A 20,879-nucleotide genomic window follows, 5' to 3' on the forward strand; every position below is an offset into this window, starting at 1 on the left:
GGGTTATGCGTCTCAGCTCTTTACAATCTATGGGGAGTATTTAAGACCGAATGAGAAAATGAATTGTCTGGTTACAAGCGAATACGCTCAATTTCATCCAGACTAATGCTTTCATCTCGACGATCGTATAAAGCCGTTGTGCGAACATCACTATGAGCAGCAATTTTCTGGGCGTTATCGCGGCTCCCTCCATTTCTCAGGTAGTTGGTAATGCCACTTGCTCGAAACGTGTGATTACATGCGTCAGTATTCACACCCGTATCTTCCGCACGGCGTTTAACCATTGCCCACGCTTCTCGCCGTTCTAATCGTCGTTCTGTAAGCTTTCGTGATCTCCCGATTGTTGTACGAAAGAGGGGAGCCTTCTTCTCATCAGCTATCTCAGCAGCATTGATATATTCATCTAAATACGCTTCTGCGGTGTGATGGACAGGCACCTCATGATATTTGCCTCCTTTCTCATGAAGCCGAATCCACGTACGTCGTCCTTTGGTGAAATAGTCTCCTACAGACATACCAACCACAGCACCAATACGCGCAAAGCTATAAAACATAGTTGCAATCAATGCGCGATCGCGAAGGCCGACCACATGGGAAACGTCAATTCCCTCTAAAAGCTGCTTCATCTCTTCGTCAGAGAGCACAGGCGTTTTCCCCGTTTTGACGCGATGCTTGATGCCTCTTACTTCTGCTGCTGGATTACGATCGAGAATTTTTCCATCAACTAGCCACTGAAATAGAGACCGGATAGCTGCAAGATGCTGGTTGACGGTAGGAGCTGAAAAGGAACGGCTATGGCTTTCAACGTAAGCAGCAATAGTAATTGAAGTAATCGCTGAAAAGGTAATGCTTCGCTCTTCGCACCAATCAAGGAACTGGCGCACTGCTTGAGCGTACGCAGTGCGGGTGTTTTCGTTGCGGATGCTGACAAGAAAGAATTCAACAAAGCGTCTCGATGTTTCTTCACCTGCTTGAGCAATCACAGGTGGCAGAACGAACGATGAGGAAGGTACGGCTAAGGGGGTGATGTCCTTCATAGGGGGTCCAAAGTTTACTCTGTTGAGATGAAAGAGCTTTGGTCAGAGGTGGTATCAATATATGACATAAAAAGGGGTTATGTCATATATTAATGTTGAGATAAAAACCTCGAGTCAAGAGACCGTGGAATACCGGACAAAGCGACGAAGGAGCGAAGGAGGATATGCCGCGAAAGCTCTTGACGGGCGAAGGGATCGCTACACTGAAATGCAGCAGTTGGGGGCGACGATGGATAAAGGGCACTGATTAGGGAACTTGTCAGTGTCGCGCCCAACTACTTGATCACTGAATTAGCGATCGCGCTCTTTCTCATCCTTTTGCTTTTGAGCTTGTATCTCGAGCGCTGCCTGCTTTTCCTGACAAAGATATAGCAATATTGCCAACTGTTCTTTAGAGCGTTGCTGTGGATGCACCTCCTTCTTAAGCCTATCTACAAGAGACTTCTGTGCTAAGTCACAATATTTCTCAATCTCACTGCTGGCACGACCCGGAGATTTTGCATGTGCATTCTGGCGATCCTTAAGCCAGATATCTTGCTCTTGACCTGGGTGAAAGCCAGGGGTATCCATAGCATGGCAAATATAGGCGTGGCGCGACTCGTGAACTAACACACCAAACGCAATGTAAGGATCATCGCATTTCAACACCTCGTGGCTAATGAGTATCGTGTTAGTCTTGAGCGTCTCATCCTTCGGGTGAAACTCACCCTTGGTTTTGGAGTCAAAAAAGTACATTTCGGCAACGATCACATCCTTAGGTCTCCCCTCAAATTCAGCAATTGCATCCGCACATTTTTGCAAAACTGCACAGCGATCTGAAGTGTTCAATTTCTGCCACTGTTCAGGACGTAATTCTTGAATCTGATCAATCTTTGCCTCTTCAATGTACTCGCTCCGAATATACACAACTCATAACCATCCTGTTTTTTCAAAAAATGGCAGAGGAACTTAAGAAGCATAGCTATAAGTATAGCTACTACTGTTTTTTGAATGTTCAATGTAAGTCGATAGGCTGATAGAGAGCAGGGTTTTGAGCCATTTCATTGAACCTATCAACTCTACCTTGAATGCAGTCAAAAAATAAATAGTTGAATTCAGAGAAAGCTACTGGAACTCCTCGAACATAAGTGTTCAATAAACGCCCTACTGACCACCCACCAACCTCTAAATCATCTCGCAGACTGCCAGTTGTCCACCACTCACTAAACCGCTCCATAAGTGGTCGTACTGCCATGTAGATAAGATCTTTAGACCCACATTCAGCAGATACCCTTGAATTATGCTCATACGTAGTAAACCACCGAACAAGCTCCCAATGTGCCGGAAAGCAGTCTTCTTCCTCTTTCCATCCTAATGTACGGAAAAACTCCTGGGTGGAAGGCATATCCCATAGGAGGCGGCGATTTCGCTCCCACAAAGATCGATCAGTCTTCTCCCACGACCAGGGAGTACTAAAAGCATCATCAAAATAGAGAAACGCATGGTAAAGAGAACACTCTGTGTGTTTGACAATCTCACCGATCGACCATCCACAGATCCTCAGATCATCCTTCAATTCTCTAGTGTGAAACCAATGATCAAAGCGCTCCTGGAGCAGGGGAAACAGTTGTGCAAGTCGTCTCGCATACTTTCCCGCCGCTTGATCAGAGTAGTTTTCCTCTATAGCAAGCCAGAGATAAAACTCCTTGAACTTTTCTACGCTGTTCTCTCCCCGCATCATAGTTCTATCACCCATGACTACTCTTTTACTAAGTTATGGGTGATAGAACTATATGAAGCGCTTTCACCAGACAGTTTCTAATTGAAGTTATTAATATGGCCTTCCATCAGGAAATCGATAGGGTTCCGGTTCAAAACTCCTAAAATTATACGTTCTATTCGGACGTTCAGGGTCAGGAAGTTCAGGATCTCTCTCAAAAAAATCACTCACTGTTCCTCGACGAATAAGGTCTCTGACATACTGCACGTCGTAAGCAATATAGCAGGCTGTAGAAAGCGTAAGATATTCTCTTCCATCTACAGAGGTCATTTCTAAACGATTAGGTTTCTTCTCCCTAAGTACACTCTGCCCCTGCACCTCTTGAGTACCTAGATAAAAAAGCGTTGCCGAGTTGTAGGCAAGAGTAGCGTTCCGGGACCTTGTCTCTCGCTTCAAGCAATTCCCTGCATAAAACCGCACCATCTGGGTTCCTCGCTCAGTCCTTGCTACTACTCTGTACAAAACTGACCAAGGAGTAGGTAAAGCAGTGTCGTCTCGCCTGTACATCGATACATTTAAAAGTCTAACTGGGGTAACATTTGACGGAAACAACCACCATACTCCTCCTTCCAAGTTCGCTTGATACGCACCTGTTGCTTTATCTTCATTTCTCCCATTCACAAGAACTTGGATCTTTCCGCAAGCACGTGAAGAGTCCGTGGCGCACATATTATAAAGTTTGCTGCTTTCATTCTGAGTCAGCGCATTAGACGGCAAGCCTTGAACTCCAACTACAGACATAGCAGACACTAAAGCACCAGCTACAATTCCTAGATCCTTTGCATTACACTTCATTACAGTTACACTCCTTATCCTCAATGCTCTGAAGGGGGACTCTTACGGTCTCTCTCATAATCACTTTTCACCCGCTCCGCTCTCTTCTCAAGCTCACGAGCCTCTCCTGCCATCCGAAGTACAGCACCCCAATCGCGAGACGCTAGTATTTGCTCTTTCATTTCTTCGCGCTTTTGGGTAAGCGTTTCGACAAGCTGCCTCTTATCACCTAACGTACCAGGCAAAATACCCGTTGATTGGTCATTTTTTGGAGCAAATTCCGGTGTACCAAACATCCCAAAACAAAGTGCCAAAACAGCCAATCCCACAACGAGCAAGAAATTTCCCCCTCGTCCTGAAAAAATCGGGGACACGTACCAAAATACAACCCCTAGAGACAGTGCTCCGAGCACAACAATAAACATCATTCACGACTTGCTCCTTGTAGTAGTTATCTATTAACAAAGCCGCTACTCACCCTGATTCTTCAGGCGGTTCGACACCCTCAATCTCTTCACTAGAGCCATTAAGGTATGTTTTTGCTCTCCAACGCCGCGCAATCTCTCGCACTCGCTGACCTCTAATATTGCGATCTTCATCCAAAATGCGATCCTTAAGCGCGTCAAGCAAAATACTCCGCACTATGGGGACTACTTGTCCTGCTCGCTCATAGGCATAGTCATAGACCGCTGCAACCATCTGATCCTCAATCAAATCAGCAAACTCTGCCTCTTTCTCTGCACCTGAAACATCACCATGCTCCTCTTGCATCTCAGCCGATTTCATCGAGAAGAAATCAGCAATCTCAGTAGATGATTTCCCTGCATCAAACATCTGTCGCGCAGGGAAGAAGCGCTCCCTTATCTCTTCTATCGTGTACTGGCGAACTGAAGTAGAGAGACCACACGCTTTAAGCGTCGTAATCACCGTATTATCGCTGATATCAAATAACGCTTCCAAATCTTTTTTGGTGTATTCTGATTGCACCAGCTCTTGAATCTGGGGAATACGCGCCATTATCTAAACCTCCTTACTGTTGAATTGAGCTAGAATTCGCTGCTTCTCTGCCTCTGACATATTCATAAGATCAGGAATCATTCTTTCCTCCAGCACTGCGCCGCATCGCTTCCACACCTCACCAATTTTGTCGTTAGGGTTTGCACTCACGAGAGTTGCTAATACATCAACCGCCGCATTGAAAATTTCTAAGTCAACATCGTTGCTTATGTGAGTTGCAGATCGAGTAGGAGAAACCTCTGGTTCAACAAAGCGTCTTCGTTCACTTTCACTCCAGCCTCCAACTAACTCCATCGATGGCGAAAGAGGCGTAGGTTGAGATACAGGAAAGTAACGGCGCTTGTATTCGTCTACTAACTGCGGCTCTACAGTGTCAAAATAAGAATCCTTATTAATGGGATTATGAAAGACCGCACTGATTCCGATCTCCTTACTCGCCAATGGAATAGAAGTAAAATCCCCACTGGTGAACTGTTGTTGCTTAAATCGATCAAGCCGCATTGAAAGACTAATTTCTCCGCTTTTAGGATCAGAAGAAATACTAGACGGGACAAGCTGCGCGTACTGCTTTTCACCAAAGAAGCTGGCCATCCATTGAGCCGTAACCCCATCAAGAGGAGCACTGCACATGACTTTAAAGTTGCAATTTCCTACAATCGAACCTGTCGCTTTCTCTCCATATAATTCTTGAAGCCCATTAACATCCTGAGTAGCTAAGAAAGCAGAGCCTCCCTTGCTACGGGCTGCACTGACAAATTCTCTAATCTTTTTATACTTACCCGATGCAGCCAACTCATCATTGAAGATGTACAGCCATGGCGGTTTTTCGTTACCGTATACATCTCTATGTTCAGGGCTATCAAGAAAAAGCTCTATGACTCGATCAATTACTATCCCCATCAGAGGATTTGTTACCTCTCGAGTACTCTTCCGTTGACTAATGACTAAAACTTGAGCAGGCGGAGTTTGACTAAATAGAAATTCTCGAACACTCAAGTATTTGCCCACATTCTGGCTATGCCCTGATGCGTGTGAAATTTTCCCAATTTCAGCGATCAGATTAGCCATGACACTCACTGAAGTCTTCTCTGCTACTTCGCTCAGAATAAAACGAACAATATTCTTATTACTGGGACATTGAGCTAAGACCCGCAAAAGTGTTGCGAAATCCTGTTGAAGAAGACAGTCAAAATCGTGGAGCTTAAAGTTAGTCCCTTGAGTGTGAAAAAACGATTGAGCGACACCAGCTAAAACGAGGCGGGATGCAGTTTCCCAAAAAGGATCACTCTGGTTCCTCTCAGGAATGAGATGAAATCCAAATTGCCTGAGTTGATTATAACTATCAAAATCCTTGGCAATGTCGGGAGCATGTCCCTCCTGATAATCAACTGACAGCATGACATACTCTACTCCATGCCCTTTGAGTATTGCAGGCGCATCTCCTTTATAATCATTAATAATTACTCGTCGTGTGGGATTGTGCTTGAGAGTATCGAGAACTCCCGAAATTTGCATATTTAAGAGATTCGTTTTCCCTGCACCAGTTGCTCCAAAGTAAATTGTGTGGAACGCCGTCCATTCAATAGGTATAAAGCAACTTCCAAATCGGATGTACTCACCACTAGCAGATTGACCGAGAAAAATGTCTTTCATACTCGGTGGTTGGCGTTCAAGCTCTTTTAGCGAATTAGTCACAAGAGCGTGAATCGCTGAACGCTGCCCTATTGCAGCAGGTGGAGAATTTCCAAAAAAGTCCTTAAAGAATCGAGATATTCTCTTCATTTTACCTTCTCCGAATCTTCCCTTGTTCCTCTTGAAGGCGGAGCAACATAGGCACTATCCAAGGTGCATTGCGGATTTCATCTGCCAATCGAAAACTAAAGAAGACCATACTTACAAGAGCTTCGGTAAACATTGATCCCGCAAGGAAAACAACGATGAGAAACCCAATTGCAACTACTCCAAAATCACCCGTTCCCCTCAAAGCAGCAAACAATAGAATCAAAATAAGCGGTCCCAGAATGACCCCGTAAAAAAACAGCGGTACTCCAGGAATCAATGTCATAAGACCGCTTTCAAAAAACAGCCATACGAACAAGCCTCCAGCAACGAGAGAAGAGCTATCTACTGGCAAATTAAAGGCAGAAGTCAGCCCTGGGAAAAGAAATAATCCAAGACATCCACCAAGGTAAGGAAGCGTCATTTGAGCAACTGTTGAGACAAACGCCCAAAGATAGTCACGCTTTGGCTCATCCGCGTTTGGTGCCATTACAAACGCTCGAACTTCATGGAAAATAACTCTGTGCTTCAACCGTAAGTCAAGGAGGCTCTCATATCGCTTTTGAATATTGATCCCAATTGCCACCACGATAAGCGCAAACATCCATTTGATAAGGAAATGATACGTTGAGTAGTTGATAATTATCGCCCAACGTTCCTCATCATGAGTTCTTGGCATTCCCATGAAAACAGTCATGAGAAAGTCAGACGCAAATACTCCCCCAAGCAACACACCAATAAGTACCGAGACTATTACGACCCGAATCCACTTGAGCGTTCCTCTGTTTTCTGCCGTCAAAGCCATCCTGTTTTACCTCTCACGCTCGTGTTCATCTGTCGATCGTTGCTTTATCAAAGGCTCTTGTTGAAACACCGGAGGCGCTGGCGCAGCCTTCTTGAAATGCCCATGTTTTTTAAGCAACGTAAGGCGCTGTAGTGCAGAAATACGATCACTCATGTACGCAATCTCAATACCCACCCTCGTACGTGGTTCTTTCACTCGTTCATGCCCATGTTTCTGAAGGAGAAAGCGCTGTTGTTTCCGACTGATTCGGCGAGTTGCATAGGCAAGATTGATCCCAAGTTGAGATGTAGGTAAGCCTCGCCCCTCGGTGTACCGGAGATAATCGGCACGAGAAATTTTTCCCGTTGCATAGAGCACTAAGATTTTTCGCTTCATTCGTGCTCTGTGCTTTTGCCGTCGTTGAAGTGCTCGATCAAATTTACGTTCAACCTTCTTCCAGTAACGCCTTGCCTTCCTGTGGTATTGAAGTAACTGCTCCCTTTGATACTTCGACAAAACGTGAGGCGGGCGACTCTCTGACTTTCTCTCCTCAATGGGATCGTAAATCTTAGATTTTGCTCGCTCACGCGATTCTTCGAGAAACCGTTGAGCATCAAAACCAAATTCACACCCTACCTTGTGCCATTGCGTAAACAACGCCTCACGATCGAAGTTCTTCACTTTCGGGCTTCGCGTAGCGAGCACCTTAACTTGAACCTGCTTTGCCGTATCGTGGGGAGAAAGCACTTTCTCAATCTCCTGGCGGCGCTTAGAGAACGTTCTACAAAGGTCTTGAGGCACACCGACTATTTCAAAACTCATTCCCTTAGAAAGGGGTTTCTCAGCCGTTACAAGACCCAAGCGATCGTATAACTGCTGCCGCATCTCCGCGTCATACACTTTGCTGCACTCAAACTGAAGATGGAGAAGTCTCTCTCCGTCGAGCGCTCCTGCTCGCCCATCAGCACGAATGCCAACGTTGAGAAGAAGCAAGTGGGAATGAATTTGGGGATCAAGCGATCGCGAGACACTGTGATCAAAACGTGCAAAGACACCTTTGACTGATTCATGGTTTCTGCCTGCTTCACCTGTGCGGGTGTAGCATTGTGTCTCCATGAAACGAGCCATTGCATGAAGCGCTTCACTATGAGCTGCTTGGATACTCTCACGAGCTTCTACAGGGGAGACCGCCCACAATACTGATACCGACTTATCAAGGGATACCGTAAAGTCATACGCTCCCACAGGGCTATGAACCTTTACGCTTCCATCGGGTCTCTCATAGTGGCGCACTGTAGTCGCACCACGACGAAGCTCACTTCCATCGTAGGGATGCCGTCCTTCAAACAAAGCTGTAAGGCGGGGATCGTGATGATGGATTACTCCATCAAGTCCTAATGCGATCGCACCTTGACCAAGCCACTGTCCGGGCAGCTCACCTTCTTTTGTATAGTAATCTTCTCGGGCTAAGTCAGCGTAGTATCGTTCACCACCAAGGGTGACTTTTTTGATTGATACGACCATCGTCGCTCACAACTCCCTGTCCTCCTCAGACTTAAAAAGGTCGTTCATGAGTTGCTCAACGTCTTGCTCTGAAACACCGACTGTGGCTAAAAACAAACTCAAACACCCTGCCAATACACCCTTAAGAGAGGCAAGCTCACGATGAAGTTCACGAACTTGCTCAAGCAAAACTTCACTTGTCACAGTTAGCTGATCGAGATCTTCTATCAAATCCTCACGCGACGGATTCTCTAAGGCAGTAACTAAAAGCTGTCGCGCCATTTGATGTGAAGTAACACCTGCTGCCTTAGCCGAAGTCTCAAGCTTTTTGCGATATTCAGCTACAAGCCGAAAACTGATGGTGTCACTCGCCCTATGGTGTTTATCTACAACTTTTCTATTCCTCCGAATTACTCACGAAGTATGCACTAGGCAATGAAATAATTTGTCTTTGCGCTGTAGTATAACACTGCTTTTCTTGATGCCAAGTGATAACTACAACCACTTGGTAAGTATGACAATTAATACTATTTCTATAGGATGGTATGCATTCTTGAAGCGCCTAAACCCTTTTCTATGAAAGGGTTTCAATACTCGGACTTGGTAGAATGCGTATGCACTTTAGTGCATTGGTGTGAGTAAAATATTTCTTCGGATTCATTCCTGAATTCCACGCAGGAAGAAATATTTTTTTACGTAAACCCTATTAATGAAGATTTCTCCGTACCAAATCTAGGTCACTTGGTCTCCTAAATGGGTACCAAGTTTGGTGCCCATTTAGGAATAATGCCTTGATTAGTAAGAGGAATCAAAAATCCCTACTTCACCGAAACAAAGTTCAATGGCGACAATATCGCCTGATAACTCAAGATCGCGAGCAAATTTTTCATAGTCAAAATAGTGGGCAAGAGTACCCATTAGTTTTTCTAAGTCGTAGCAATCATCGACTAACTCATAGGCGTAGTCTATGAGACTTGAGTAGGTGCCTCTATATCGCTCAGAAAATTGTGAAAGCTCATCACTACCAAAGTAGTTAATGTATCCATTTATGAGCATATATCCATGTTCTCTTACTGCTTCAGCGATTTGAACCAGCTCTTCAATGTCAGGATATTCACCAAGCGAGTCGGGAAGATTTTCATAGTCATGAATGGCCCACTCTTCGTTTCCACGTTCTAAGAGCATTTCAGAAATCTCTCTATGAACGTCTTGTGCAGCGATCCCGTCATCTAATCTAATCCATCGCCCAACTAACTCTCCTTCGTTATAGGCGGCTAAATCAGCAACATAGATGCTTGGAACATCATTTGCCTTTCTTGTCGAAGCTGTCATACTTTCCCTTCAGGTTAGGGAAGCCGCTTAAAAAGTCTTGCACACTTGCGGCTTCTCTAGTTTTCTTAGTTGCTCATCCCACCGAAATTCTTCGGTGGGGAGTGCGCGCGCACTCCCTTAACAACCACTAAGAAGGGGGGAGGCGCTGTCAGGGAAAAACGACAGAGGGGTATCTCCCAGCCTGCACGCAGTGGAGCGAAGCGAAACGAAGGAAGGTTGGGGAGACAGTCGTTTTTCCTTGACAGCAACGGGGGGTATCCCCCCTTAAAAATTAACTGTGTGAGCGAGACGAACTCCGTTTCTGATCTAAGTCGGAGAGGGCAACTGACTTTAGATCGTGGGCTACTCTCTTACGTGACCTAAATCTGATTCATCCTGCTTTTGCTCCAGGGCTTCAATGTTGCTAGCAGCATTCTCCAGTTCTATTTCCAATTGCTCTACTGTAGGCAAGATCCCTTTAATCTGCTCAGGAATCAAAGTGTTTGCGCCAATTTTGTGAGTTGAAACTCCTATTGGTTGCGTCATTCCTTGTAACGACAATTCGGCAATCATCTTACTTTTGGATTTACAGAGAATAATGCCGATAGTGGGCTGATCATCTGGATGCCTCAACGTTGCATCCACCGCTGCAACATAGAAATTCATCTTGCCGGAAAACTCAGGTTGAAACTCAACAGTCTTAAGATCAATCACCACAAAACAGCGCAACCGGAAATGATAAAACAGCAGATCCAGCCGAAACTCCTGCCCGTCGATTGTCAGCGGATACTGGCTGCCAACAAAGGAGAAGCCCGCCCCTAATTCCAGCAGAAAATCCCGGATGTGCGTGACTAAGGCCCGCTCTAGCTCGCGCTCCTGGACAGAGTTACCAAGGCTGAGAAAATCGAAATTGTACGGGTCTTTAAGGAGCTGCTGCGCTAGGTCAGACTGCGGTTGCGGTAGGGTTTGCTGGAAATTGGTGACTGCCCCACCTTGGCGCTGGTAAAGGTTGCTCTCAATCTGCATTACCAAAACATCGCGGCTCCAGCCATTCTCTAGAGATTGTTGCGCATACCAGAGCCGTTCTTCCCGTCGTTTGAGCTTATCTAAGAGCGCCTGATTATGCCGCCACGGAATTTGTCCAGCGATGCGCTGGACAAATTCTTCATCAGGATACGCCTCAGCAAAGGCACGCATGTAAAGCAGGTTTGTCCGAGAGAAGCCCTTTATGTCGGGGAATTCCCGCTTCAAATCTTTTGCCAGTCGCTCAACAACCTTGGCCCCCCACCCCTCCTGCTGCTGTCGGGTCAGAATATCCCGCCCAATCTGCCAATACAGCAGGATCAGCTCATGGTTGACCGCGATCGCTGCTCTTACCTGCGCTGTTCGGATGCGCTGTTTTAAATTGGTAAGAAACGCCTCATAGCGGGCAAGGTCGGGGAAAAGAGAGTCGGTCACAGTTAAGGCTTGTCTGATTGCAATCCTCATTGTGGGATGTCTTGAGAACCCAAGCAAGGGGACGTATGACCCGTAAAGAATTAGTATTGCCTTAAGAGGTTGCACCTCTCATGCTTTGCGCTTGCAAGAAACCATTGCTCAAACTTCCTAAAAGTCGCTGAAATCTTCACTGTGAAAGGGTTTCAGACATTTCAAAACTTAGAGAGCAAGCCAAAATTTATTTGTACTTAAAGATAAATCTCGAAGAAGAATCTCTCCTTAAGATCCATTCGTAAATTCATCAAATGCTTGAAGAAAGCGATCGAGTTTCTCTAAAGGCAGACCTGTAAAAGAACTCTCAGATTGCCTAAACTCAACAACATTAGAGGAAAAATACCCAACATCAGAGGCGGAAATAGCCTTACACTTCATTCTGTTTTTCAAGGTATGTAATTTCTTACTCTGACTGCTTTCTGAGAAATTTGAGGGAGCAGAAACCTCAATCTCTAAAATGGCTGTATTGCCCTCTGGAGGAGGCGTTACACACTCTGCTGAAATGAGACAGGCAAAATGCTCAGGATGCCAAAGATCGAGATAACGGTAGAGCGTGTGCGGGCTAGTATGCGCCTCACGGACAAGCGCCTGGACTCTTCCTGTCACATCAGCAGGAAGATCATCGGATGCAGCAAGCCGTTCTACCGCTTCTCGAATGCGGCGCTGTGCATCTTCAGCTCGTGCCTGATTCTTATTGATAGGGATTACCTTGTCCTCTACTCGATACGCTGCTTCGGTGCGCTGGGGCTCTGTTCCCAAAGCCCACCAATATTTCTCTGCCGCTCGTGCCCATACGGTTGAGCGCCGTGCAATCTCGTGTTGATGACGGCAATACTCCTCATAGCCTGGGGCATTCATGGCGGTAGTCTGCACAAATTCCGCTAATGCGTCGCCCTTGAGCGCTTCAAATACCACACCGTAACAGGCGATAGTTTTAAGGAGATGATTCGTCTGCCCTTGCCCCGTCCAACCCTCGTTAATTTCAGTCTGCAAATCAGCTCGCCACTCTTCTACGGGCGCAATTTTAAAGCGCTTCCGTTTCCGCCCATTTCGTCGTGCGATACCGATCGCCTCATGCAACGTTTCAAGATCTTGCCCTGCTGCCGCATGATCCCAGTATTGAAAAAATTGCCTCAAATTAGTGCCGATCGCGTTGCCATCATCATCAAGTAGAAACGATCCACTATCCGGTTGAAGCGGTAAGCGGTGGGCGTTGTATTCGATAAACGTTCCGGGGATCGCATAGGCTTTTGTATTAGGAAACGTCTCCACCTGCCCGGCAGCAACTTCAATACCTTGCGCTTCAAGACACTGCTTTAAAGCCTGGGCAAGTCCAAAGGTTGGCACGGCATACGGTAACGGCAAATAAAGATGTAATCCGCCAGAGTCGCTCGATCTTACAAGAACATGCCGGACGATCCCGATAGTTTCGAGCGATGCCAAAAGCAACGATAGCCCTTGAGCGCTGGGGTGATAGCGACTTGTCCGATCAATATCGATGAGAGCATACGTAGTGGTCGCTCCAAACCGTACGCCGACCAAGGTATGGGGATCACTCCACTGCTGCCATAAGACTCGCGGACGCAAAGGATATTTCGTTTGCGTTTTCCATTCTGGCTCTGCGGCATTATCGGCAGAAATGGAATGCCACAAATAATTAAAAACCTCACAAAGCCTGTGACCAAGGGGATCACGCGGATAGAGAGAGTGCCCACTCTCTTCGCCAATAACAGGAGCAGTCATTTTTTTGGGATTGCATTGCAATATTTCCCGCAAGAACTGCTACGATAAAATCAATGTTGGACACATTAATTTTTTGTGAGTATCGCAGCTCTTCGGGCTGTACATAGTGAAAACCTTTGTGGGTGCAACCGCGAAGGTTTTTCGCTATTTATAGGTTTTTTCAGAAAGAGAGACCCCTTTCTGATTAGATCGAATTGTACGCCACAATGGGCTTTCGATTCGATTTGTAGGAGATTTAATTTCGTGCAATCTTGAGCTTTTTCACCCTTAGAATTAGTTGATACATTCCTCCGTCGTAGGCAGTCAGTAGGTGCCCAAGGGTAAGAGCGTGACTTCCAGGCAGAGAGACTTACTCAAAGGAGCGTGTAAAGCCCTACCGTCCGCCGTACCTACCCGTGACGAAGCCCTCTCGACGTTGAAGAGACCCACCTATTTTTCTTGTTTCCTGTGTTGCTTCTTGTTATTCTCTCCACAGGTTCATATCAAAGGTTTGTAAGTAATGTTTTCTTACACGGGGACTAACCCGTGAGCTGTCTTTTCTTAGCAAACGGGTGAGTCCCCGTCTCGGTTTTTTTCTGGGCACCTCAACATCAGCCCAACGCAATTCTTATATCCTTCATCATCCTCATTCACTTTTATATTTCATTCGCAATAACGACCCTGTTAAGTTAGCGGTCAAGAGGCTGTGATTATAAAAATTCGCTCAACACTGGCGAAGTCTAGGCTACTGAAAAACGTGTGGCGGCAACACTTTTACGCCCTCACCTAACTACCAAACGAGGACTAAAAGCGCAGACATAAGCTACCTGCTCCGTTGTCGAAACTCTTAGCGCGTGGTGCCATGAGAGTGGCTCGCTACGTGCGAGGGAGGCTCATTGGAGTAATCCGAGTAACATCGAGTAATCCCAATGTTCTATCCCATCTTTAGAGAGGTTTTGAAGGAGGGCGACCGAGACATACCCTTGTAAAAGAGGGCTGCACGATGGGAAATGGTGAAAATCCATCTAAGGGGACAAGAGCCTAAATCCATAATAAGGACAGGGCGCGTAACCTTAGCCTGCGTCGGGATCTCACTGGCAGTGATGTCAGTGATCGGAAAAAAGACACTTTCCGAGTATCGCTGCAATACAGCGAACGTGAAAAGCTCAACGATGAAAGGCGGGAAACTGCTTGCAGGTAAGAAACTTTGAGAGACGCGAGGCTACACAGCGAAACGATTCATCTGTGGTAATCCCGAAGCTTATGCTTTCTGTCGGGGGAAACCTGAAATGGGAGTGATGCAATCACCAGCGTTTGAATCTTGGGGACAAAAATCCTCTAGCGACGTGACTCAAGTTTTGACTGATCGTGATAATCGGGGAAGGTCTGTTGTTACCGAAGCGTAGCTGCTTTTCGGCGCGTGAGAAGTCACTCACGTAGTTCAAACACAACAGACTGGGAGCGGGGAGCAAGTAGGTGCTGCATGAAAAAATGCAGGAGGAAAGGAGGCAGGGCAGTCACCGTTCCTTTCGCGCTTGAAGGGTGGTAGCTCCAAGCACAAGCGACTACGAAAGCTCTGAGGAGATCTCACTTACGTTTTTCAGTTCAATTTCATTTCAGTGGATTGCCTGCACCATCCTGCAACATAGATGAGTCAGGCAATCATCACAGCCATAACCCAAGCTCGTATACACCTCGTGAGGCATATGACGAAACACGCACTTAAGACAACTCACTAAACTGGATAGCTCATACGGAGCTGATTAAAGTCATGCTCTGTAACAGCTAATGGAAAGCACTGCGACACGCTAAAAAAGGGCGTAAGCAATGCTAAGGGGCTTTTCTGGTACATTTGAGCCTTTAATCAAACGTACCTTCCTTGTGTTTTGTGGAGGAGGGCAAATGGAATCCAAAACGCTCGGTGATTTTTTGTGGAGAATCTCAATCGACTATGTTCGTTATGGCTACACGCGATATGTGTTAAGAGAAATTCCTGAAGAGAAAGATTTAGAAGCTATCGACCAAAAATTAACACAAGCCTACTCAGTCTCAGCCTGTCGGGTTACACGCCACAGACAACGGACTAAGGGACTCGCTTCTGTTCAATATCTTCGCTTCCAGCGAAGATTTGTTCTCCTTGCCACTCAAGGAACTCACCCAGAGTTCGATCGCTTGTGCAGCTACGATATAAGAACCTGCCCGCTTCACTTTGAGGGGTACTCGATCGGCATCATTGGGAAACGCTCCTGTGTTCGAGTTGCACGAAGACAGTGGCGACTCGTAGAAATAGAGATGCTTGCTCTTGCCACGCGCGATCGCGCAAAAGTAGAAACCGCCTTCAACACCCTGCCCTATTACAATTTTCCTGGCGTTGTGGAGCAGAAACTAAAACTCGTAAAAAAGATCAATGCCTTAAGAAAACCAAAGCGTCTTCCCTCAGTAAAAATTCAGATCCCTATCACTGACGTAAAAGGTGCCTACATCAGGCGCAGACTCTACAAAACCCCATAATCTAGATTCTATAAAATATATTATTTAAAGTAGAGAACCGCTACCTTACGAGAGACGAAAGTTTTCTAAAGTCTTAGATTCCTTTCAATTATCGAGAAAGAAACAGGGCATTCCTCAAGGGAAAAAAGAGCCTTTTTAAGAGAAGGCAAACTTCCTAAAAAATAGGCAATAAAGCCATTCAAAATCAGAGACTTAACCTCGTTTTCCACACACTTATCTCATTTCACGATAGTGCTACCTTTGGAGTGATGGATCGCTACCTTTTGAGTGACGCAGTGCTACCTTTTGAGCGACCCGGTGCTACCTTTTGGGTGACGGATCGCTACCTTACGGGAGACAAAAACGGGCTTAAACCATTGAATTTACTAGCGAATTTAGCCCTAGACTATTAGACTATTTAAGACTATATAGACTACTAGACAAAGGAAGTTCGTTCGTTCGTTTTTATTTTAAATTTTAGGTCTCTCCGCGAGTGAAAAAGCAAAGCCTAGAGCCTCCTAACCCAATTCGGATTGAACGAGAACTCTCACGCTTTCCGATACATAATCTTGCAAGACAAGGGAGCATTCGGATTGAGATTCGAGGACGAGATCGCGCTGGAAAAGAATTCCACTGGAAGGTTTCTCCCAGTCGTGACTATGGGGAGCCAAAGGAGTTGGCATACAAGCTCGATTCACTGGTAATCAATCGAAGAATAGAGCAAGCAGGAAAAATCAAGCCGAAACTCATACGGCTTGGAAGTCTTCGATCGATTTGCAGAGATGCAGGCATCAATGAGGGACAAGGTACCTTACGTATCAAACAAGCGCTGTTGCAGAATGCCAGTGCCTTTATCACTGCAAAACTCTCTTATCGAACGGTTTCAGGTCTTGAACGCACACTTGAGGCGGGCTTTAACCGTTACAGCGTAATTTTTACTGGAGAACGCCTGCCTAACGGACGGCAAGCCGATGCTGTGTACGTAGTTCTCAGCGATATTTTCCTGGAAATCCTTAACTCTGTAGGCACCCGTCCCCTTGATTATGACTACCTCAAAGCCCTTCCCCCTTCAGCTCAACGCTTCTACGAGCTCATCAGCCCTCAGATCTTTGCAGCACTGAAACATAACCTTCCAAGTGCAAAATACCTCTACTCAGATTGGTGCCTTTTCTCTGGTACAAAGCGGTATTACGAGTGGGACAAAGCTAAAAAACAGCTCTACAGAATCCTTAAACCCCATAAAGAGTCAGGCTACTTCGCTTCGGTATCTTTTGAAGCAACAATCGATGGAAAAGGCGACCAAGACTGGGTTATCGTCACAGTGCCAGGAACGAGGGCACATCAGGAATTTGAACGCTTCTTTGTGCAATCCCCTCGATCGTCCAAGAAAATCCCAGAAGAACATCCTATGCAAGAAACGCTGTTTTGGGAGCTTGCAGTAGCAGGCTTAGAAAGCGAATGAATCCCAGATTCATCACTCGCCTCCTTTCTGCCCTTCCCTCCCCTTCGTCAAAAACCGCTCTAGCCGCCTCGTAGTAAAGAAAAAACCACCTCCCCTATACCCGACTATGGAAAGCCTTAAGAGAGCGTCTTGCAGAGGCTTTTAGAAAGCTTCTTGAACATCAAAAATTTCCAGATTTATAAAACGCTATTTGTTCAAATACCTGCCAAACCCAAAGAGCGAAAAGCTTTCACGCAAGCAAGGTGCTACCTTACGAGAGACGAGACATTCTATTTTCTAGAATATATAAAATTAAAATATATTTTATATATTAGATTTTCTCTGCAAGCCTCACGTTTTTAATCAAATTGAACGAATTAGTTAATTTGAGTATTTTGATTAATTTGCTCATAATATGTGTAGAAAGAGATCCTTGACGGAGGAACTTATGATTGTCATTACCGCTAGCGAGACGAGAAAATGGGGAGAAATCACGCGACAAGCCCAGAGAGACACAATCGAAGTGCAATCACATGGCACCCCTAGTGTGTATATTCTCGGAGTTGAGGAATACAAAGAACTTCAAGAACTCAAAAAACTTGCCCTAGAAAGTAAACTGCAAAGAGCAGTTACTCAGCTCGAACGAGGGGAAATCTCTACTGCCACCCCCGAAGACATAATGCGACAGGCAAAGGCACGACATGGACTATAGACTCTCTCCTGAAGCTGAGAGAGACCTTGAGGACGTGTTTCTCTACGGGCTAGAACAGTGGGGAGAAGAAAGAGCGGTCTCATTCCTTCTGGCGCTCTACGATCGCTTTCAATGGCTCTCAAACAATCCTCAAATAGCCCCAATTCGGCAAGATTTAGAACCCCGCATCTATCGAAGCTGGGTTGAAACACCTTATGTCATTTTCTATCGCGTTAACGAAGCCCAGATAGATATCCTTGCGATTATTCACGGCAAAAGAGACATCGTGGAGCATTTTAGATCGAAGTCATAAGGAGAGAAAAAGTAAGTATTTTCGTCCTCTATTACTGCCCATTCTCTATTCAAGATTCTATTTTCTAGAAAATAGGTTGTATATTCTCATATAGATTGTAGAATATATTTTCTATAATCTATGTTGTGCTTTTGCCACAAACCCTTTTTACAAAGGAGTCTCTTATCGTGCCAGCCCAAATCATCGCTATTTTCAACGCTAAAGGCGGGGTAGGCAAAACTTCAACAGCATATAACCTTGCTGTTGCTCTAAAGCGCTTTCATGATAAGCGTGTCTTACTCATCGATATTGATCCCCAGGGTCATGCAGGCGCAGCACTTGGAATCGATATCATGAATCTTGAGCATCGAATCGATGAAGTCTTACTCGAAAAAATTACGATCAAAGACACGATCGTAAAAACCACTTCAGACGTAGACCTTATCCCGTCTAACATTCTGCTTGCTGAGGCAGAAATTCCACTCTCCGGAATGCCAGGAAGAGAGGTACTCCTTCGTCGGGCAGTAAAAACTATCTCATCTCGCTACGATTTCATCCTCATCGATTGCCCCCCCAACGTTGGAATGCTCTCTATCAATGCGCTTATGACAGCGCAAAAACTCATCATTCCCGTCGATCCAAGTTATCTAGGACTTCTCGGTATTCCCGTCATCGAACGAATGCTGCACCTCATTCAAACCCGTTTAGAACATCCCATTGAAATTCTAGGAGTCCTTGCCACCCGCTACGATCAAAGACTCAACATCGCTAGAGAAGTGCTCGCTTCTCTTAAAACGCGATTCGGCGATCGCCTTTTTGAAACCGTCATCCCTGAAACGGTCAAGGTAAGAGAAGCGCCCAGTTTCCAAGTGTCCATCTTCGACCATGCTCCTACTACTCCTGGTGCAGTCGCCTATCAAAAGCTTACAGAGGAGGTTCTCACTCGTGTCTAGTAAATCATCTGCCAAAAAAACTGGTATGGGCATAGATCCACTAGCGGGAGGTCTTTTTGATAAGACAGAAGCATCCCCTTCAGAAAGTGGTGAACCACAAAGATCGCTAAAGAGTACCCCAAAGAAACGAGAGTCGCAGAACCTAGAACCTAGAATCAATAATCTAGAAAATAGAAAACAGAAAATATCTAATGAGTTTTTGAAAGATATTGATGGCTCTAATAAAGAATCTATTGGGCTACAAGTCACTACCGAAATAAATGACTGGCTTGATTACATAGTAAAAGACAGCCGTAGAAAAAAAGGGCGAAAACTTCCAAAGCAAGTTCTCATTCAAGCAGGGATCGAATTGCTTCGAGCAGCGCCAATCGAGTGGAGCGAAATAGGGGATATTGAAGAGTTACGAAACAAGCTCTCTGAAGTTGCCGCTTTACTCAACCATTAAAAGTGTATATTGTATATATTCTATTTTCTAGAAAATAGAATATATACAATATTGTTCTAACCACTGAGCCAATATCATCGAGCAATCTTCTTAGGAAAAATAATAGTAGATTGGCTCTCTTGCGCTGTGTCAGGGCTTATTACAAGCGTCTTACGATAACGTAAGCTACTTGGAGCATCAGAAGATAACTTAAAAGTCTCAATCGGTGCTTTAGGTAAGAGGGACTCATCTGGAGGTGAAGCAGGCGCTTTCAAAGGCTCCCTAAATATCTCGCGCTCACGTACCTCACGATTGATAAAAGAACGAAGCCCAAGAGAATCTTTCTCAGAAACTTCGTAACGGGGCAGGGTGGCTCGCCCCGTCCACCTTTCTGAAAGATAAAAGTCTACCCAAAGCGATCTCATCTTGATGAGTTTGCCACCCATATCAACCCACGCAAGTCCCTTCTCTGCAAGGAGCCCATACTTAAGATCATCTGGTGAAACCCGCTCTTCAGTTTCCTCATAGAAACTCTCTGTCGAAGATTGACCCGATTGAAGTTTGGTATTAAGCATCGTAAGCGGTGCGCCTGAGCGCCCTTGGGATGTTGAATGACTCACTGATTTTTTAATTACCGTCTTTTTGCCCATCCACTCCGAGAGTTCACAAGCGGTCTCATTGTCACCAAGCCGCATCGCAACTTTGAGGTTAACATTTGCCATAACTCGCTTGTAAAAAGCAGAGCTTAACCCTAGTGATGGGTCACTCAATCCGGCGGTAGATTGTGCGCCAAAGAGAAGCGCAAATCGACCTTTCCGCGCTAATTCAAAGAGATTTGCCCAAGTAGGGGAAAAGGTAGAAGCACCTTCATCAATAATGACAAGGTGCGGATCATCCAAGCGAATGTGTTCATGAGAAGTAATCTCACCGATCGACACCTCTAGATCTTCACGAAATACTTTGAGCATTCGTGCAGCTCCCTCGGATTCTTCTAATCGAGGAAGCATGAAATAGATGAGTTTTCCTTGTGCGATCGCTTCGGTCAGCCGTAAATCTGAATGCGTCGCGCAAAAGAGTTCCCCGGCATCTCCGGCTGCAATTGAGTGTAACTCGGATGCAATGCCCCGCACATTATCAGCGAGTTTTTGCACATCGATGGTGCCTTTCTGAGTTCGATAGGTCGTTGCAAAATGGGCAAGCTCTAATAATGCCTCTTGAGCATTCATAGATTTCAGCAGCCCGTGCAAATAGGGGTAGGCGAGCGTAAAAGACCCCAGAGCAACTGCAACATCATCGATCGACCAGGCGAGACCAAGACTATCAAGCGCTCGCACGATGCGATAAACGGCATCCGCCGCAAGGCGATCGTAGTGCTTTGCGGTACTGGCATCAGAGATTGGTGGAAGTCCAC

21 protein-coding genes are annotated in these 20,879 nt (G+C 45.6%); 7 read left to right on the forward strand and 14 right to left on the reverse strand.

Translation table 11 applies throughout. From position 1 onward, the window contains the following. Nucleotides 1–71: 71 nt before the first annotated feature. The 13 genes from OU814_RS30745 to OU814_RS30805 all read right to left on the reverse strand — a co-directional run bounded on the left by OU814_RS30745 (nucleotide 72) and on the right by OU814_RS30805 (nucleotide 13,198). A complete protein-coding gene (locus OU814_RS30745; protein ID WP_268243231.1) occupies nucleotides 72–1,037 on the reverse strand; it encodes a tyrosine-type recombinase/integrase in 966 nt (321 codons plus the stop codon). Nucleotides 1,038–1,328: 291 nt separating this feature from the next. Then, the gene (locus OU814_RS30750) at nucleotides 1,329–1,943 is read right to left on the reverse strand and encodes a hypothetical protein (protein ID WP_268243232.1); all 615 of its coding nucleotides are present in this window, start codon (nucleotides 1,941–1,943) and stop codon (nucleotides 1,329–1,331) included. An 88-nt stretch (nucleotides 1,944–2,031) separates the two neighbouring features. Next, nucleotides 2,032–2,772: a hypothetical protein gene (locus OU814_RS30755; RefSeq protein WP_268243233.1), complete on the reverse strand. Its 741-nt coding sequence runs from the start codon at nucleotides 2,770–2,772 to the stop codon at nucleotides 2,032–2,034. A gap of 75 nt (nucleotides 2,773–2,847) precedes the next feature. After that, nucleotides 2,848–3,591: a hypothetical protein gene (locus OU814_RS30760; protein ID WP_268243234.1), complete on the reverse strand. Its 744-nt coding sequence runs from the start codon at nucleotides 3,589–3,591 to the stop codon at nucleotides 2,848–2,850. 20 nt (nucleotides 3,592–3,611) lie between these two features. Next, a complete protein-coding gene (locus OU814_RS30765; RefSeq protein ID WP_268243235.1) occupies nucleotides 3,612–3,998 on the reverse strand; it encodes a hypothetical protein in 387 nt (128 codons plus the stop codon). Nucleotides 3,999–4,044: 46 nt separating this feature from the next. Further along, a complete protein-coding gene (locus OU814_RS30770) occupies nucleotides 4,045–4,587 on the reverse strand; it encodes a hypothetical protein (protein WP_268243236.1) in 543 nt (180 codons plus the stop codon). 3 nt (nucleotides 4,588–4,590) lie between these two features. Then, nucleotides 4,591–6,369, reverse strand: a complete 1,779-nt coding sequence (locus tag OU814_RS30775; protein ID WP_268243237.1) for a type IV secretion system DNA-binding domain-containing protein — start codon at nucleotides 6,367–6,369, stop codon at nucleotides 4,591–4,593. A 1-nt stretch (nucleotide 6,370) separates the two neighbouring features. Further along, a complete protein-coding gene (locus OU814_RS30780) occupies nucleotides 6,371–7,171 on the reverse strand; it encodes a hypothetical protein (RefSeq protein WP_268243238.1) in 801 nt (266 codons plus the stop codon). A 6-nt stretch (nucleotides 7,172–7,177) separates the two neighbouring features. Beyond that, nucleotides 7,178–8,674 (reverse strand): MobF family relaxase, encoded by a 1,497-nt coding sequence (gene mobF / locus OU814_RS30785; protein WP_268243239.1) that lies wholly within the window; start codon nucleotides 8,672–8,674, stop codon nucleotides 7,178–7,180. Between the two features lie 6 nt (nucleotides 8,675–8,680). After that, nucleotides 8,681–8,935, reverse strand: coding sequence for a hypothetical protein (locus tag OU814_RS30790; protein ID WP_268243240.1), 255 nt, complete (start codon nucleotides 8,933–8,935; stop codon nucleotides 8,681–8,683). Nucleotides 8,936–9,448: 513 nt separating this feature from the next. Next, the gene (locus OU814_RS30795) at nucleotides 9,449–9,985 is read right to left on the reverse strand and encodes an antirestriction protein ArdA (protein WP_268243241.1); all 537 of its coding nucleotides are present in this window, start codon (nucleotides 9,983–9,985) and stop codon (nucleotides 9,449–9,451) included. Between the two features lie 342 nt (nucleotides 9,986–10,327). Next, nucleotides 10,328–11,452: a PDDEXK nuclease domain-containing protein gene (locus OU814_RS30800; protein WP_268243242.1), complete on the reverse strand. Its 1,125-nt coding sequence runs from the start codon at nucleotides 11,450–11,452 to the stop codon at nucleotides 10,328–10,330. A gap of 228 nt (nucleotides 11,453–11,680) precedes the next feature. After that, nucleotides 11,681–13,198, reverse strand: a complete 1,518-nt coding sequence (locus tag OU814_RS30805; RefSeq protein WP_268243243.1) for a hypothetical protein — start codon at nucleotides 13,196–13,198, stop codon at nucleotides 11,681–11,683. A 1,881-nt stretch (nucleotides 13,199–15,079) separates the two neighbouring features. Between OU814_RS30805 and OU814_RS30810 the strand changes: the two genes are divergently transcribed. The 7 genes from OU814_RS30810 (at nucleotide 15,080) to OU814_RS30840 (ending at nucleotide 19,489) form a co-directional block, all read left to right on the forward strand. Then, entirely contained in the window at nucleotides 15,080–15,688 is a 609-nt protein-coding gene (locus OU814_RS30810; protein ID WP_268243244.1) for a hypothetical protein, read from the forward strand. Between the two features lie 248 nt (nucleotides 15,689–15,936). After that, nucleotides 15,937–16,080, forward strand: coding sequence for a hypothetical protein (locus OU814_RS30815; protein ID WP_268243245.1), 144 nt, complete (start codon nucleotides 15,937–15,939; stop codon nucleotides 16,078–16,080). Nucleotides 16,081–16,343: 263 nt separating this feature from the next. Then, on the forward strand, nucleotides 16,344–17,129 hold the full coding sequence (locus OU814_RS30820) for a hypothetical protein (RefSeq protein WP_268243246.1): 786 nt from the start codon (nucleotides 16,344–16,346) through the stop codon (nucleotides 17,127–17,129). 427 nt (nucleotides 17,130–17,556) lie between these two features. Further along, the gene (locus tag OU814_RS30825) at nucleotides 17,557–17,820 is read left to right on the forward strand and encodes a type II toxin-antitoxin system prevent-host-death family antitoxin (RefSeq protein ID WP_268243247.1); all 264 of its coding nucleotides are present in this window, start codon (nucleotides 17,557–17,559) and stop codon (nucleotides 17,818–17,820) included. After that, a complete protein-coding gene (locus OU814_RS30830) occupies nucleotides 17,810–18,112 on the forward strand; it encodes a type II toxin-antitoxin system RelE/ParE family toxin (RefSeq protein ID WP_268243248.1) in 303 nt (100 codons plus the stop codon). The genes OU814_RS30825 and OU814_RS30830 overlap by 11 nt, the downstream gene beginning before the upstream one ends. A gap of 167 nt (nucleotides 18,113–18,279) precedes the next feature. Beyond that, the gene (locus OU814_RS30835) at nucleotides 18,280–19,044 is read left to right on the forward strand and encodes a ParA family protein (protein WP_268243249.1); all 765 of its coding nucleotides are present in this window, start codon (nucleotides 18,280–18,282) and stop codon (nucleotides 19,042–19,044) included. Next, nucleotides 19,037–19,489, forward strand: coding sequence for a hypothetical protein (locus OU814_RS30840; protein WP_268243250.1), 453 nt, complete (start codon nucleotides 19,037–19,039; stop codon nucleotides 19,487–19,489). Before OU814_RS30835 ends, OU814_RS30840 begins: the two co-directional genes overlap by 8 nt. Nucleotides 19,490–19,563: 74 nt before the next feature. Here the strand turns inward: OU814_RS30840 and OU814_RS30845 are convergent. Further along, a partial coding sequence (locus OU814_RS30845; RefSeq protein WP_268243251.1) for a TraM recognition domain-containing protein occupies nucleotides 19,564–20,879 on the reverse strand: 1,316 nt, incomplete at its 5' end.

The sequence above is a fragment of the Leptolyngbya sp. GGD genome (assembly GCF_026735145.1).
Classification (GTDB): domain Bacteria; phylum Cyanobacteriota; class Cyanobacteriia; order Leptolyngbyales; family Leptolyngbyaceae; genus Leptolyngbya; species Leptolyngbya boryana.